General features: G+C 35.6%; 13 protein-coding genes. 2 read left to right on the top strand and 11 right to left on the bottom strand.

Features of this window, described 5'->3' with window-relative positions:
• Positions 1-234 precede the first annotated feature (234 nt).
• From SLP02_RS10555 to SLP02_RS10520, 8 genes are all read right to left on the bottom strand, one after another.
• Positions 235-468 (bottom strand): glycosyltransferase family 2 protein, encoded by a 234-nt coding sequence (locus tag SLP02_RS10555; protein ID WP_319420615.1) that lies wholly within the window; start codon positions 466-468, stop codon positions 235-237.
• A 114-nt stretch (positions 469-582) separates the two neighbouring features.
• A complete protein-coding gene (locus SLP02_RS10550; RefSeq protein ID WP_319420614.1) occupies positions 583-1,614 on the bottom strand; it encodes a sulfotransferase family protein in 1,032 nt (343 codons plus the stop codon).
• A gap of 81 nt (positions 1,615-1,695) precedes the next feature.
• On the bottom strand, positions 1,696-3,180 hold the full coding sequence (locus SLP02_RS10545; protein ID WP_319420613.1) for a hypothetical protein: 1,485 nt from the start codon (positions 3,178-3,180) through the stop codon (positions 1,696-1,698).
• The gene (locus SLP02_RS10540) at positions 3,161-4,105 is read right to left on the bottom strand and encodes a glycosyltransferase family 2 protein (RefSeq protein WP_319420612.1); all 945 of its coding nucleotides are present in this window, start codon (positions 4,103-4,105) and stop codon (positions 3,161-3,163) included. Before SLP02_RS10540 ends, SLP02_RS10545 begins: the two co-directional genes overlap by 20 nt.
• Before the next feature lie 189 nt (positions 4,106-4,294).
• On the bottom strand, positions 4,295-5,590 hold the full coding sequence (locus tag SLP02_RS10535) for a flippase (protein WP_319420611.1): 1,296 nt from the start codon (positions 5,588-5,590) through the stop codon (positions 4,295-4,297).
• A 191-nt stretch (positions 5,591-5,781) separates the two neighbouring features.
• Positions 5,782-6,693: a glycosyltransferase gene (locus tag SLP02_RS10530; protein ID WP_319420610.1), complete on the bottom strand. Its 912-nt coding sequence runs from the start codon at positions 6,691-6,693 to the stop codon at positions 5,782-5,784.
• A gap of 139 nt (positions 6,694-6,832) precedes the next feature.
• Positions 6,833-8,734, bottom strand: coding sequence for a response regulator (locus SLP02_RS10525; protein ID WP_319420609.1), 1,902 nt, complete (start codon positions 8,732-8,734; stop codon positions 6,833-6,835).
• A 262-nt stretch (positions 8,735-8,996) separates the two neighbouring features.
• A complete protein-coding gene (locus tag SLP02_RS10520) occupies positions 8,997-10,187 on the bottom strand; it encodes a glycosyltransferase (protein WP_319420608.1) in 1,191 nt (396 codons plus the stop codon).
• 436 nt (positions 10,188-10,623) lie between these two features.
• Here SLP02_RS10520 and bioF point away from each other — a divergent pair, with 436 nt between their 5' ends.
• On the top strand, positions 10,624-11,766 hold the full coding sequence (gene bioF, locus SLP02_RS10515) for an 8-amino-7-oxononanoate synthase (protein WP_413467363.1): 1,143 nt from the start codon (positions 10,624-10,626) through the stop codon (positions 11,764-11,766).
• A 2-nt stretch (positions 11,767-11,768) separates the two neighbouring features.
• Here the strand turns inward: bioF and SLP02_RS10510 are convergent, their stop codons facing one another.
• The 3 genes from SLP02_RS10510 to SLP02_RS10500 form a co-directional block, all read right to left on the bottom strand.
• Entirely contained in the window at positions 11,769-12,629 is an 861-nt protein-coding gene (locus SLP02_RS10510; protein WP_319420606.1) for a cysteine peptidase family C39 domain-containing protein, read from the bottom strand.
• Between the two features lie 154 nt (positions 12,630-12,783).
• Entirely contained in the window at positions 12,784-14,001 is a 1,218-nt protein-coding gene (gene ispG / locus SLP02_RS10505; protein WP_319420605.1) for a (E)-4-hydroxy-3-methylbut-2-enyl-diphosphate synthase, read from the bottom strand.
• Positions 14,002-14,127: 126 nt separating this feature from the next.
• Positions 14,128-14,376 carry a hypothetical protein gene (locus tag SLP02_RS10500; protein WP_319420604.1) on the bottom strand — a complete coding sequence of 83 codons (249 nt, stop codon included), beginning with the start codon at positions 14,374-14,376 and terminating at the stop codon, positions 14,128-14,130.
• 191 nt (positions 14,377-14,567) lie between these two features.
• Between SLP02_RS10500 and SLP02_RS10495 the strand changes: the two genes are divergently transcribed.
• The gene (locus SLP02_RS10495) at positions 14,568-16,091 is read left to right on the top strand and encodes a trehalase family glycosidase (RefSeq protein ID WP_319420603.1); all 1,524 of its coding nucleotides are present in this window, start codon (positions 14,568-14,570) and stop codon (positions 16,089-16,091) included.
• Positions 16,092-16,102: the final 11 nt, after the last annotated feature.

The raw sequence follows: 16,102 nt of genomic DNA, 5'->3' as shown, positions 1-16,102 counted from the left end.
AGACAAATAGCACTTTATATAGTTAATTCCTAGATTATTGATGACTCCGTTTCTTAACTAAATACTGATGCTTTTAGCAAAAATTCTATTAATATATCTAATAAATTTTGGCAATTTTAATTGTCTGAAATAAGTAACAACGATATTTTTATATGCTCTTCTTTGTGCAAATATCTTTCCACTCTTTAAAGTATTGCCATTATCTTCATGATTCCCGAACTGCTAATTTTATATCTAGAAAAAAACCTTATCAAAAGCGACGGCTTGCCCACCATTTTCTTTAAAGAGAGTAATGCGATCGCCATAGCTAGCAATAATTTGTTGTGAGTTATCAGTAGAACCATCGTCTACTACAATCACCTCCGTATGGAGATAAGTCTGGTTTAGAACGCTATTAATAGCTTGTTCTAAAAAAGATTGATAATTGAAATTGTTGATAATTATGCTTGCGAGTAGCTTATCTTTCATTAAAATTTTTTACCAATATTGTAATAAATGTTTAATCTCTGCTATGGGAATCAAACTATGAAATTTAGCGGGATTTATAATGGCGCATCTAGTATAGATAAATTAGCTAGATAACTATATTAGACGTTTTTTAATTGCTTCTTTTAATCCTCGCATTCTATTAAAATTCACAAGTAATATCAAAGTTAATTGTATAGGCAGAGAGATTAGGCTATAAATTAACTTCAAAGGATTAGATTGAGTGGGAGTAGAATAATAGCCGTGTTTTTCTCTAAGACTTTTAGTTATTTGCTGACATAAAAATACTTCTGTTTTGCTCAACCCACCTTTCTGCCAGTGTTTTGTTTTTGTTGGGTCAACGCCTTTTTGTTCTGGTCGGTCTAATCCCATAGAAGAACCAACCTGAGGAACTTGCAATAAATCTTGATTAAAAGATATACCAATAAAATCACAAATCTCTTTAACTTTAACTTCTGGTTCTTTTAATAACTCTTCAAAATATAACGAATAAACTTGATCGTGATCGGCAAATTTATCTGCCGCATAGATAGAAGAATTCCATAGTTTGCTAATAATAATAGGATGATAGTTGATTTTAGAGCGAATAGCTTCTCGTAAAGGAATTTTATGAGCTCCCAAAAAACGTCGTTTCCATTTCCGCTTCTGAGATAGAAGAACATCGCGCGGGTCACGAATCATATTAATGATTTTTGCTTCTGGATAAAGTTTGAGAATTTCATTAATATAAAAAACATTTCGAGGAGTTTGTTCACAAGGAATTACTTTATTATTCACAGCTGATTCATAAAATAAAAACTCTTTAAATATACTAGCTGAAGTTGAATTTTGTGCATCGGCTTTAGCAACTAGCTCTTTGGCTTCTGATAAAAAGCGATTGGGATTTTTTTGGTTAAGATAACCATCTCGTTGAATACAAAATAATCTTGCGGCTAGTTGCTCTGCTTCACTTTCAGAAGTAAAGTCATTTTGTTCTTGTACAGTCCGCAGTTGTTCAAAAAAATGTAGCTCATGAAAAGTGAAAACTTCCGAATGTTTTCCCACTATACGCCCCATCATAGTAGTTCCACTACGGCTATTGCCAACTATAAATACTAATGGTTTATCTGTTTTGAATATTTTAGACATCTGAAATTGTTATTCTACTGTATATTGACTTAATAATAAAATATGCTTCTATACTTTTTTTAGAAAAGTAAGAAACTGCTTTTATAATATTTCTTTTGATGTGGTTAATTTCTCTTTGCTATACAAATTAAACATCAAACCTGGAAATAACCAAAAATATAAACCATAAATACGGAATTCGATGGTTCGATTGAAAAACAGTAAAAAAGTAGTGGTTAAAGTTATAGTTAATACACACAAAGATATTTCTTTAATTACTGTTTTTTGGGTTCGAAAATATATAATTTTAGACCACTTATACAATCTATAAAACATCCATGCTACGGTAAATAAACCAGCAATACCATAGAATGCCATAATTGATACCCAGTAAACATCTTTAAATCCTTCTTGTGTCCATTCCTTTGTTAAAAAAGAAGTTGGACTATTATTAAGATTTTCTATTGTTAATAGCTCATTTGGTCCATATCCCAGGAATGGCTTATTGTAAATTACAGTTGAGGGAATATCTGTCAAAGCACCAAGTCTTTGTTGTCTGGCAACCTTAATATAATCTTCGCTAAAGATGCCTGTCATATTATCAATTACACTTTGTTGGGTTTGACGGGCATTGCCAATATATTTTGGACTATGAAAATCACCAAAAAAGTTAATGCTTATTGATGCAATAAGGAGCAATAAGCTAATTATCATTACTATAATTCCTATTCTTTTTCTATTATAAAATTTTAGTAACGAGTATGCTGTCAAAACTATTAGAGCGATAAACAAACAGGCTCGCACATAGGTTAAACCAATTGCAATGACTGTAGCAACTATTATAATACCCAAAATTATATTTTCTTTCTTACTATTAATTTTCTCTAAATGAGATCCATTGTGTTTAATAATTTTAGGATTAGCTATATACATTTTACTGACAGTTATTATTAAAAATAAAGTTATAAAGGAAGCAAATAATATTGTGTCTCCAGCAGCGCCATAAATACTACCTATTTCTCTTCCTGATAAGACTGCAAAATCTTTTGTAACTCCTCCAATATCAATATCGCTAGCTCTTGGCTGTAAAAAACTATCAATTGCTCCCCTACTTATAAACTGAACAATGCCAGTAATAAGTTGAGCTACTCCTGTGTAAAAAAAGTAGCGTACAATTGTACCTGCTTGAATTAAAGTAATATTTATATTAACTATCAAATAAAATAAAAATATATATCTGATAAAAGGTCTAACGCTTACAATACTTTCAAATACACCTGCATTATTTACGATTATTGACATCAATACTATCTCTGAAAAAATTATTATTGGAAAATCTAGGGGAGTTCTAGAAAAAGATACTCCTTTAATTAATTTTCTAATAAAAACAATAGCAAATACAGCATATATAAGACCTTCACTTAAAAAGCGAGCATAAAAATAAAGCCGATCTGAAACTGGTAAAAACTTAAGAATAAAATCTTCAAATGGTGTAAGAACCACTAGAAAAAGTAGTAAAGGATACATTGCCGAATCTACCAGATTATTTTCTTTAGATAGATTATTTTTATTGTTTGTTCTTGTCATGTATTTTACGCAATTTTCTCTGTTTCCAAGGTCTATTATGATATAAAGCTATTAAATATATTTTAGTTTTTGACAGTGAAGTTGCATTAGAAAAATAGTTATCAATTAATTCTTTTTCTTCTGGATATCTAGGTTTTATTTTCCAGAAACCTCCTAGTCCTCTAGCAAATGTTCTATCTGCAATCTTGTAAAACTCTGGTAGTTTCTTCTTCATAAAATATGCTATGTTTGATGCTCTATAAGCTCTTTTCCTGTCATATATTTCTCCTTCTTTAAAAGTATTATCATTATTTTGATGTACTCCCTGAATGCTTAGCTTTTTGTCTAAATAAAAGCCTTTAGCTAATGCAGGTGCCACAAGAACTATATAGCGTTCTACATCTAATTTGAGCACTTCAGACACAGGTAAAATTTGTTTTAATAGCGATCGCTTGAAACAAAGACCAGACGTAGCAGGAGCTAAAAAGGATAGCTTACCATCTTTCATTTGCTGTCTAAAATCACATTCTCGCGACTGACCATTGTAACTGCTAGCTAATACTGAGCCACTAGATTTTTCTACCAGGCTCAAAGAATGAAAACACCATTCAATTGTCGAATTTTCGCTAAATATTTTGATAATTTCTGCCACTTTTTCTGTAACAAATTGATCATCAGAATCAAGTAAACAGATAATCTCTCCTGTACTAGCTGCAAAACCAGCATTGAACGCTGATGCATGTCCGCCATTTTCTTTGAATATAGAAACAAGGCGATCGCCATAGCTAGAAATAATTTGTTGAGAATTATCTGTAGAACCATCGTCTACTACGATTACTTCTATATTAGGGTAAGTTTGATTAATAGCACTATCAATCGCCTCACCTAAAAAACTGGCATAATTAAAATTAGTAATGATAATGCTAACTAAAGGTTTATATGTCATCGAAGTTACTTAAAGAACGTAAGATTAAAAAGTCTATTTTTTTGAATTATCTTTTCTTTAACTTTTGCTAATTTAAGATTAAAGTTTTTGATAATATGATGATTGTATAGTTACACCATGCATTAAGCAAATAATTGTTTAGCGTGCAAAATTAAATTTAAAAATTTAAAACATTAAATATATTAGACACTATTTAAATTGACCTAAAGCGATAGGGTTTATGCCGATTCTTTTGTACACTAAGATTACCAAAACAATGTTTACTACAATAGTGCTGCTTGCAGTAGCCGCCGCCGCACCATAAATTCCCCAGTTAGGAATCCACCAGAGATTCAAAACAATATTAAGCAGCACATTAATTACACTTCCTATTAGATTATAGTTTTCGTTTCCCGTCATAGTTAACAAAACACCAACTGAACCAGTAGCGACATTAAACAATTGCCCAATACATAAAATAGTTAAAGCAGATCTAGCTTGAACAAATTCAGAACCAAATAGAGATAAATACCAGTTTCCACCAAAGATTAGAATGGCAGCTATTGGTAAAGACATCAACAACATCAGCCGCGAACTCCGGGTAACTAACTGCTGCAGCTGCTCGAGCTTGTTTTCTGAGTACAGACTAGCTATATTTGGACTCAAAATGTTATTAGCAGCCGTCAAAATATATGCAAGTAATTCCACTCCCCGAGTAACAGGACCATAAAGACCTACTGCTTCAGTTCCTTTGATTGCTCCTAACATCAACATGTCGCATCTTGAAGTAATGATGTACATTCCTCCTAAAAGCATAAAAGGCAAAAGCTTAGTCGACCAAGTTCTGATTTGATATTCGCAAGTTGCTTGCTTTACTGGTTCTGGTAAAGCTTTATTTAATAAGTAAATGCCGATCGCAAAAGTAATCAGTGTAGCAACTATTCTTGTTCCTAAAACCCAAGATGCTGTTATGTTTTTGTCAACAAATAAATACAAACATCCCGTTAAAACTATTATTACTATGGGGACAATAAGCATTTCTGGCATTAGTCCCATGATTACTAAACGCAAACCCTTCATTGTTGCAAGTCTGACGTTTCTCAACGCCGCTATTGGTAATAGCAACATAGCTAAAGAGAATGTCAGCAGCATCTCTTTATCTTCAAAGCCAAAGTTCCAGGCAATTGCAATCGCAATTAAAGCAATACTAACGGAACTTATTAATACCATCTGGTTAGACCAACGTAAGATTCCTCGAAGCAAACCCCAAGAAGATTGGCTTGTGTATATGGCAACTTCCCGTATTAATAAATTATCTAGTCCCAAAAGTGCTGGAATATATAGTAACTGATGCCATGCCAAAGCGTATGTATAAATACCAAGACCTTTTACCCCGAGAAGTCGAGCTAATAAAACATTAAGTACAAAACCCAAGCCTGAAGCTACAATTCTTATACCCATTACACCAACGAAGCTTTTAAGAAGACTATCCTTTAGCTTTTTCATAATCAAAGATAGTAATAGATTACTAGGTATGGTTTTTGCATTGATAAATGTAATGAAACTGGTTCTTTTAAACGTTAAATATTATTTAGAACCAAAAAATAAGGTTGAAAAAAAATTTATTCAAAGACTTTATATTAAATATGATACAGTTACCAAGTTCACCACTGCTCCGTTGGCTTAATAACCTGAATTTATTGATAATTGTGAGATTTTCCTCCCATCATTACTCGCATTTTTTCTGAGTTAAGCCCCCATCTTAAGGCAAATAAAATAGAAAGTATTTTAATTTTTTGAAATGCTGAGTAATTATCTTTAATTGCCACCAGCAAAACATCCCTAGGAATTACCAAGAGGTTTCGAGCAACCTCATTAATAACTTTTAATTTAAAGACATGGTTTTTGTTTTTATGCTTTTCTCGATAAAGATCAACTTTTCCTCCTGCCACACGAAGATTTCGATGATAAATTTTTTGAAATGAATGTCTAGCGGGATGAAAAATAATTGCTTTTTCAGCATATTTAATGTCATAGCTTTGTTGATAAGCAAGTTGACACCACTCTCGATCGCCACCTGATTTTAATTTATGATTAAATTTACCTACTTTGTCAAAAACTGCTTTATAGGTAAATAAATTAGCTGTGGTAGTAAAATTATCTCTTTCTATGTGTATTTGTTGTGGAAAAGCAGTTAAGTCTTCATATAGTTCAACAGCCGTTAAACGACTAGGATCGCGAAAGAAAAGTTTAATTTTACCGCCAATGATGCAGTCAGGATTATTTTTTAACGCTGTAACTCCATTTTCAATCCAATCAGAAGCAGGAATACAGTCCGAATCGGTAAAGGCAAATATTTCTCCTTTAGCAATAGATATCCCTTTATTGCGAGCAGCATAAGAACCAGGTTGTGCTTCACAAATAGTAGATGCTTGGTGATATTCATTAACAACTTCTGCAATACTTTCATCCGAGGCATTATCTACTACAATTATTTCGTATAAATCTTGAGGATAGGTTTGTTTTTCTAGTGCAGCCAAACACTGTTTCAAACGTTCTATATCATTATAAACAGGAATAATTATGGAAACTAATGGAGTATTTTTCATTATAGTAATCTAATTTCCGAAATTTATTTTTTAAGATCCAGCTATTAACAATTAAATTTAAATAATTTATATCTAAAATTTACAATACAGCAGATTGTAAATGACCCTAATTAATACTCCAGCGAATTGAAACAAAATTTTATTCATTCCAAAAACTTTTTTTCTCATTAGATAAAAGAATTAAACCAGTAAGAGTAAGAACAGAGAAAGCTATAAGACTAGCTAAAACCATTTTTGTACCAGGATCATCAGGTTCATCAGGTAATTCGGGTGCTGACACTAATTGCACGACGGGAAAAGTAGAAGAATTATCTTTTACATCAGACTGAGCTATTTTTGAAGACAAAACTGCCTCAGTAAATTCAGCTTCTCGTTGAAGATTTCCTAACGGTAATTGTTCTTTAGCAAGGGAATTAAGACGGTTATTTAGTTCCTGAATTTGTTTATCTAAAGCCTGTTTTCTGACAGTTAGAATTTGTTGCTGGTTACTTGCTGTCACTAATTGTTGCGCCATACTTTCGCGATCGCGACTTTCACTAGAACTTTTGAGATTTAAGCGTTCTAAAGTCGAACGTTCGACTGGCTTCCCTAAAAGAAAATTACCTCTATTTGAAAGAGCAGTTTCAACTTCTTGTAAATTTTCTTGCTCATTGCGGACTACAGGAGCATTATTGGTAAATTGGGGTTGCAGAGTTACCAAATTCCCACTAATGTTGGCGTATTGCTGCAAATATTGTTGAAATAGGCGATCGCCGTTAAGAGCTAAAGCATCATTTGCTTGCTGAGGAGAAAGATTTAAGCTATCAGATAATAACTTAACAGAGCTATTAGCTTCCTGTAAGTCTTGTTCAGCTTGATTTCTTTGCTGACGTAAATCTTCAACTCTTCCAGCAAGATTATTGAGTTTTTCAGGATCGATTAAATCTGAATCTATTTTGCCTTTGTTTAATCTTTGTTGTAACTGTTTTAATTTATCTTGTTCAGACCGTATTTTGTTTCTAGCTTCTTCTGCTTGCTGTTTTGCCTGATCGTTTTTCAGAAAATCTATTTGTTCAAGCATTGACTTATGTAGAGCAAACGCTTTAGATTGGGCTTGTTTTGGAGTATTACCTACAATACTAAAGGTAATAATTGAAGAATCATCAACTGTTTCAATTTCTGGTTCGCCAAAATCTTCTAATGGAATACCCACTAACTTAGCCGCTCTCGATAATACCGGTGAACTACTGGCTATATATAAGATATTATTTCGAGGATCTATATCTTTAACCGAATCAGCAACACTGAATTGAGCTTGACCAACATCTGGTAGATTTAAGTCTACTTTCGTTACTCCGGGTAAAATTACTGACCATTGGCTGGTGTATATAGGAGGTTTACTTTTCAAATAGAAAAGCATTATAGTCCAGATGCAAACATTGACAACAGCCCAACCAGACAGCCAAAGTTTCCAATTGAATTTTTTAGACTCAATTTCTGGTAATGGTTCCTTTCGATAAATGAGCGCGCTATCATCTAAATTTGAATCCAGCCCGTTCATAGAATTCAAATCTACAGTTTTAAAGCTGTTTGATTGTGAGCTATTTTTTCTAGCCGAGTTGGATGTAAATGAATTAACTTCATCTGAGGTTACCGCAGCCAATTGACGCGTCAACCCTGACCCAATAATTTGCGAATAGCCTTGACTAATAAGTCTAATTGAGTTTTGTAATTCTGCTTCTAGAGAATATTTCAACAAGTAACCTTTTGCTCCCGCATCTAAAGATTTGGTAACATATTCTTCATTATCAAAATTGCTTATAACTAAAACTTTGGTATTAGGAAATTGGTGACTAATTATCTTAGTAGCATTGATGCCGTCCATATTAGGCATCTCAATATCCATCAATACAACATCTGGCTTTAGAAACACTATTTGTTCCAAAGCCATATTTCCATCAGTGGCAATACCAACTGCCTGCATATCAGAAGCTCCTTCCAATATATAGCGCAGCTTTTCGCGAATTATTTTTTGATCGTCTACAATAAGAATATTAATCATATTTGAATACTTGATATATATTTAGTTAATTGTAATTAATTTAAATGAGTTAAATAGCAATTAATAAAGGTACAAATATCAAATAATCTTATAACCTCTGTTTGATCGCGCTGACGCATCTTGCCTGATTTAACTTAGCCAATCAAATCTCCTATATTTAGATAATCATTTAAAATGATACCAGAACATTCAAAAATTTTGCCAAAAACAGGCAAATGTTTGACGATCAACAAGTTAAAAATAAAGGCTGACTATCGTCATTTTAATTAATGCTTTTGCTCTTTGTTTCTACAAGTTTGATCGGTTCTGCCTGATTGGCCTTATTATCTAACTTTTTGCCAAGTTGCTTTAAAAATAAATCTTCATGAGCTTTTAAATCTCGATCATCAGCAAATTCTTCGTAATATCGAGCCAAACTGCTTTGTTTCATTGTGGCTAAATTTACTTCATTATTTAATATTTGAGTTAGCTGCTGATCGCAATCTACCTCATCCTTGAAATAAGCAGCCCCTTCTCCTGCTACCCAAGAATTGAAAGAATTACCGTGTGCCAAGACTGGGCTACCTGCGGATAATGCTTCTATTAAAGATGGATTAGTGCCACCCACCTGATGTCCGTGTACGTATAGGCGGGCATAATATCTCAAAGATTCGACTATCTCTTGATTATAAATAGCCCCAAGAAACATTACTTCTTCACTTGCAAATTGTAAAACTTCTCGATGATAAGAATTTTCTGGTGAATAATTCCCTAAGATTACTAGAGGCAAGTTTCTCTGTCGTTTGGAAAAAGCCTTGACGATTTCTAAGATTGAATTTTCTGGTTCTGGCCTAGCAATTACTAATAAGTATTTTCTCGAAACGAGATTATACTTATTTAGTAGTTTTTTATCAGCCTGAGTTACGATTTGCGCGCTATATGGAATTACCACAATTGGCTTGGAAGTTTTGATTTCTTGACGCAAATAATGCTTAATATGTGGATGATCGGCGATCAAACAATCGCTAAACCAAATAGCACAACGTTCATTAGTATATAGCCAGGCTTTTTCCAGAAAATTCCATTTCTTTCTCCACCATTCCATACCGTCCATGTTAGTTATATTTACTCGTTTTCTCAGACGATATAACAGCGAAAAGATGGCGGTGTTGTAACCTAATGTAAGAACAATTCCTTCTCGATTTATTGCGTGAAGAACCGCTTTTAGATCGAATAAAATTGACCATAAAGAGTTGTTTTTGGGAACTGGAATATGAACCAGATTGATTCCCTGCCAAACACTGTAATAAACCTCTGCTCCTGGAAACTTTTTGCTGTCGGCTTGACAGTAAACCGTTACATTCCATCCCCTATCAACTAAGTAAAGAGCTAAACGTTCGGCAAAAGTCTCAAATCCTCCGTGCTTTCCCGGGATGCCGCGAGTACCGAGAATCAAAAGTCTGTTTTTTTTCATTCTTTCTTACTTGTAGTAAGTAGGTAGGTTAGCTCAAAATAATTTGAATAAAAACTAGTCTCTATACGTCAATTGTTCAGTTAAAAACGATTTGCATAAAAATCAAATTAAGCGTCTTGTGTTTTCACTACGTATTATTACTATAAATTATAAAATAAGCAAATATATTTTTGGTGAAAATACTTAGGCGACAAGATAATATGTATTGAACTATACTTAAATGTTATGAAATTAGGTGAAATTGAATGGGTAACAAAAATTTATCATCATATTTAGTCTGATGACTAGAAGATTAGTCACTTAACTCCTAAGAAACAAATTTACGTTGGATATAAGCAGTGATTTATCTCTTAAGACAGACAGAGAATTTAAATAATGTCTGTACCCTTGGGAAAATCAATAAAATCGCGCTGCATCGCTTCTTGATATCGAGAATATTTTGACAAATCCCTATACTTGGCTAAATAAATCCTTAACTACTATTCATCAGGCAAATTGGTATCGTTCGGTAAAGGCGATCGCCAGTCTTCCTGGGGCAGTAGTAGAATTATCAGGTAAGTCTGTGGTTAATTTTGCCAGTAACGATTATTTAGGTTTGGCAGGGGACTCTAGACTGATTCAAGCTGCGGTAGATGCTACTCAAGCCTATGGAACTGGCAGTACGGGTTCTAGGTTACTCAGTGGGCATAAAGAACTACATCGAGAATTAGAAATAGCGATCGCTTCCCTTAAGCAAACCGAAGACGCTTTGGTGTTTAGTTCTGGCTATTTAGCCAATTTGGGTACAGTAGCAGCCTTAGTGAGGCAAAGAGATCTAATTTTAGGGGATCAGTATAATCACTCTAGCCTTAAAAAAGGAGCAATCTTAAGTGGGGCAACGGCAATTGATTACAATCACAACGATGTTGCCGACTTGCGCCAAAAGTTAGAAATCAACCGCAGCTTATATCGTCGCTGTCTAATTACTACCGACGGTGTATTTAGCATGGACGGGGATTTATGTCCTTTGCCTGAATTGATGGCGATCGCGGATGAATTTGAGTGTATGCTTTTAGTTGATGAAGCTCACGGCACAGGAGTTTTGGGCAATAGTGGTGCTGGCTGCGTAGAACACTTCAATACGGGCAAAGAATTAATTCAAATTGGTACTCTTAGTAAAGCTTTAGGCAGCCTTGGAGGATACGTGGCAGGAAGTGCGGTTTTAATTGACTTTTTACGTAATCGTGCAGCAAGCTGGATTTACACCACCGCTTTATCTCCTGCCGATACCGCAGCAGCGATCGCAGCCATTGAAATAGTCCAGCAAGAACCAGATCGACGTAAACAACTATGGCAAAATATTAGCTATCTTAAGCACCAGCTATCAGGCTTGAAGCTTCTACCTTCAGAGTCGCCTATTCTCTGTATGGCTCTTGATACCCCAGCAGCAGCCTTAAATAAAGCCCAACAGCTTATGGATGCAGGCATCTTTGCTCCTGCTATTCGTCCTCCCACCGTACCTACTAGCCGTATCCGCCTGTCTTTAATGGCGACTCACGAGCGATCGCATTTGGATACTTTAATCGAAAATCTCTATTAAAACTATTGGACTAATATAGCTTCACCAAACCAATATTCATCCAAATCCTCAAAGGGTTTGATTTGCATCCCTTCTAGGGGATTTCCAATTAAAATTAACTTTCGCTCAGGGTTGATAGATAACAGCGCAACGGCATGAGAAAATCGAACGCCTTTGCCTGTTTTGCTTTTTTCTTTGACGTGCATCAAAGCAGGTTTATTTGTAGCAATTAGGTCATCAATAGTCAAGTTATGACGATACTGAGGATTTAAACCCAACTTTTCCATTGCTTTGATCTCCGATAAGGTTGTAGTGCCAAAACGATTAGTTTTCGTAATCTTGGTTACCTCTTGTTCTGTTATGTTAGGGTGTCTTTTGGTGTAGCGAGCTAGGGTAGCAATAGTAGAAGGAGCGCAAGTATAGGGAGTTGTTTGCAAGACAACATTGTCAATAATTTTGGGTTGAGCAACCAAAGCCTGAACAGGCTGAAGAAAAAAGAGCAGAATACTCAGGGCAAAAGAGATCGCACCTAAAGCAACTAATAATTGAGCTATCTGTTGCCTCGAACGTTTGCCAGAAACTTCTAAGAGCAACAATAAACCTAAAAAGAAACAGCCTAAGCCAACAAGAACCTCATTAAAATAACCCGCCAAATAGATTAAAAGCAGGGGCGGAAAAATCTTGGGTAAGAAGGGAGCAAGATTAAATTTATCAAGAACGATCAATAAACCGAGTAAGGGTGCGATCGCAATTAACAACCATACTAAAGGCTTTTGATAATTTTCTAAAGCATTGTCTGAAGTAATGCCAGCAGCAGCCAGCTTTTTCCCCAAAAACCCTCCTCCACTAAAAGCCAAGACACATACTAAAGCTAAAGTCATCATAGATAGTTAACAGATAAATAAATTTATCCTGCCCCAATTGTCTAGCTTTAGTATGCAATTCTCAGCTATAAGATGGCTGTGATCTCAAAAGTTCTGGAAATAAAATTTTTCTTACTTTTTACTTCTTACTTCTTACTTTTTACTTCTAATCCTCTCAATCTGGTTCTACCCAACGATCATCAGCCTTGATCAAATTAATCAATTCCGCAACACCTCGATCTTCAGGTACTTTTTTAATTTCTTCTCGACCACGATAGAGAGAAATATAGCCTGGTTGTTTGCCCACATATCCATAGTCCGCATCAGCCATTTCCCCTGGACCATTGACAATACAGCCCATGACGGCGATATCCAACCCTGTAAGGTGTTTGGTTGCCTCCCGCACCTTGTGTAAAACTTCTTCAAGATTAAATAAAGTACGACCACAAGAAGGACAGGCTACGTATTCCACCATGGTTTTTCGCAATCCCAAAGCCTGCAAAATACTGTAGCAAACGGGTATTTCTTTTTCAGGAGATTCTGTTAAAGAAACGCGAATAGTATCACCAATGCCCTGCGCCAAAAGTGTGCCGATCCCCGCAGTAGATTTAATTCTGCCATATTCCCCATCCCCCGCTTCGGTAACCCCCAGGTGTAAAGGGTATTCCATACCCAATTCATTCATTCTCTGCACCATCAAGCGATATGCTGCCAGCATTACGGGAACACGAGAAGCTTTGAGAGAAAGGACAATATTATAAAAATCGAGAGACTCACAAATTTTGATAAACTCTAGGGCTGATTCCACCATGCCTTCTGGAGTATCACCATAGGTAAACAGCATTCTCTCAGATAAAGAACCGTGATTAACGCCAATTCGCATTGCCTTACCCTGTTCTCGCAAAGAGATTACCAGGGGTTCTAGAGTTTCACGAATTTTATTACCAATTTCAGCAAATTCTGTGGGAGTATATTCAGTGCGATCGCTTTTTGGTTTTTCAAAGACATATAGCCCTGGATTGATTCGCACCTTATCAACGTGCTTGGCAACTTCTAAAGCAATTTTCATGCCGTTATGATGTACATCTGCCACCAGAGGCACTGTTTGATATGTCTGAGCTAACTTCTGTTTAATTTGTGCTAGAGCTTTAGCATGAGCCATACTAGGAACTGTGACTCTCATTATCTCGCAGCCAATTTCATGTAGACGACGAATTGCTGCTACTGAGCCATCAATGTCTAATGTATCTTCATTAATCATCGACTGTACTACTACGGGATTGTTACCGCCAATAGTAATATCGCCGACTTTTACGCCACGAGTTTTTCGTCTGTGGATAGTAGTGTCAAAGGCGGGTGTATTAGTAAGATTAAGATTATCCAGGGTTTGCATAGTAACTAACTATTGCTCTAAGCAAGAATTTTAGATTTAAATTTATGTTCTATTGTAAAGCTTACGAGGATATCTAAGAAGCCAAAAATCCATTGAGGCGTTTAACTTCATCAAATAATCTTGTGTTTACCACTTTAAAGATCCAGCATCGTTTCCCTGTTCGCGCTTGATTTTACTATCGTTCTCAAACCATTGAATAATCTGCTGATGATTTAGTTCTTCAACGGAAACTTGATAATCTTGGGCAATTTTTTGCAGCAATCTTTGAGAAGAAATAGTCAACCGTGTAAGAAACTTTTCCGCAGAAGAAAGCAGTGCTGCCTCTACATCAGCGGACTCTTCTGGAGCTAAATATTGGTCTGGTGCTTGAGACATTTTACAAATTTAAACGAAAGCCAGTTTTTTTTATGGAAGCTTGAAGCGGATTAGAAGAATCGAATCCTATAGCTTTAGCCTTGGATTTATAACTCATATACTAACTTATAACCGAATATTGGGTCACAATTGGCAATATCAGCAGTCAAGAACAGTTTAAGCTAAATATTTACAGCTAAAATTAAGCAGAGATGACCAATCAATTCCCACTCCAACAACTGCCTAAGGTTACAGACATCGAAAAAGTCAAAACTTACATCAAACATACTTGGAAAACTTTAACTCGTTCCCAAAAAGACCTTTTAGTAGCAGCAAAAGATCCTAAAATCGAGCATAAATCAGAGCAATCTTGGTTAGTTTATGTTTCACCACAAGAAGATCTCGATCGCATCAAAACATCTCTACAGCAAATTCTGACTCCTGAAGAGTGGCAACAGCTTGAATTGCGAGTTTTACCTGCTGAAGTAGAATCAATAGAAGAACATGGTTTGCTCTATCTACCCCATCCCTACGTAGTTCCTGGCGGACGTTTTAACGAAATGTATGGCTGGGATAGCTATTTTATTATTTTAGGGCTATTGCTGGATGGGGAAATCGAGCTTGCTAGAAATATGGTCGATCAATTTGCTTATGAAATTGAGCATTATGGAATGATCCTCAATGCTAATCGTACCTATTTTTTGACGCGATCGCAGCCTCCCATATTTACTCCTGCAATTCTAAAAGTCTATGAACAGACTCAAGATAAGCAATGGTTGCGCTCTTTGCTATCGACTATCGAAAGTTACTACTATTACTGGAATGTACCACCTCATCTTAATCCTAGTACGGGACTTTCTCATTATGCAGCTTTGGGATCTGGTGCTGCTCCTGAAGTGGTAATGTCAGAAATAGATGAACGGGGAAGAACTCATTACGATCGCGTCAAGGAATATTACCGCGAGTTTCAGTTCGACGATTACGATGTTGACCTATATTACGACCGCCAGACGGATGAATTAAGCGAGTTATTTTATCAAGGCGATCGCTCGATGCGAGAATCGGGATTTGATATCACTAACCGTTTTGGTCCTTTTAGTATTGATATTATTCATTACGCTCCTGTATGTCTTAATGCTTTACTATTTCAAATGGAATCAGATACCGCCAAAATAAATGAAATTCTCGGTTATGATGCAGTAGCAGTCCAATGGCGCGATCGCGCTTCTTTACGCCAGCAGAGAATTAACCAGTTTTTATGGGATGAGGAAGCAGGACTTTATTTTGACTACAATTTCCGTACTGGCAAACGTCGGCAATACGAATACGCTACAACTTTTTATCCTTTGTGGACGGGTATTGCTTCTGATGAACAGGCTCAACGAGTTTGCCAAAATTTAGCTAAGTTTGAAGTAGCAGGAGGAATTCTTACCAGTACTCACGTTAGTGGAAATCAATGGGATGCCCCTTTTGGTTGGGCGCCTTTAAATTTAATTGCTGTCGAGGGCTTGCTGCGCTACGGTTACGAAGAAGATGCTAAACGTATTGCTGGCAAATTTTTGACCATGGCAGTTCAAGAATTTAATAAAACTGGGACGCTAGTAGAAAAATATGATGTTTGCGCTTGTTCGGCTAATGTTTCCAATGAAATCTTTTTTGGCTATAGTTCTAATGAGATTGGCTTTGGTTGGACAAATGGCGTAATTTTGGAGTTGTTAAAGATTTTGGATTTGTAACGGTTGGGTAA

Source organism: Pleurocapsa sp. FMAR1 (assembly GCF_963665995.1).
GTDB lineage: Bacteria > Cyanobacteriota > Cyanobacteriia > Cyanobacteriales > Xenococcaceae > Waterburya.
Note: the sequence above shows the minus strand (reverse complement) of the source record. Positions and strands in the feature narration are given on the sequence as shown.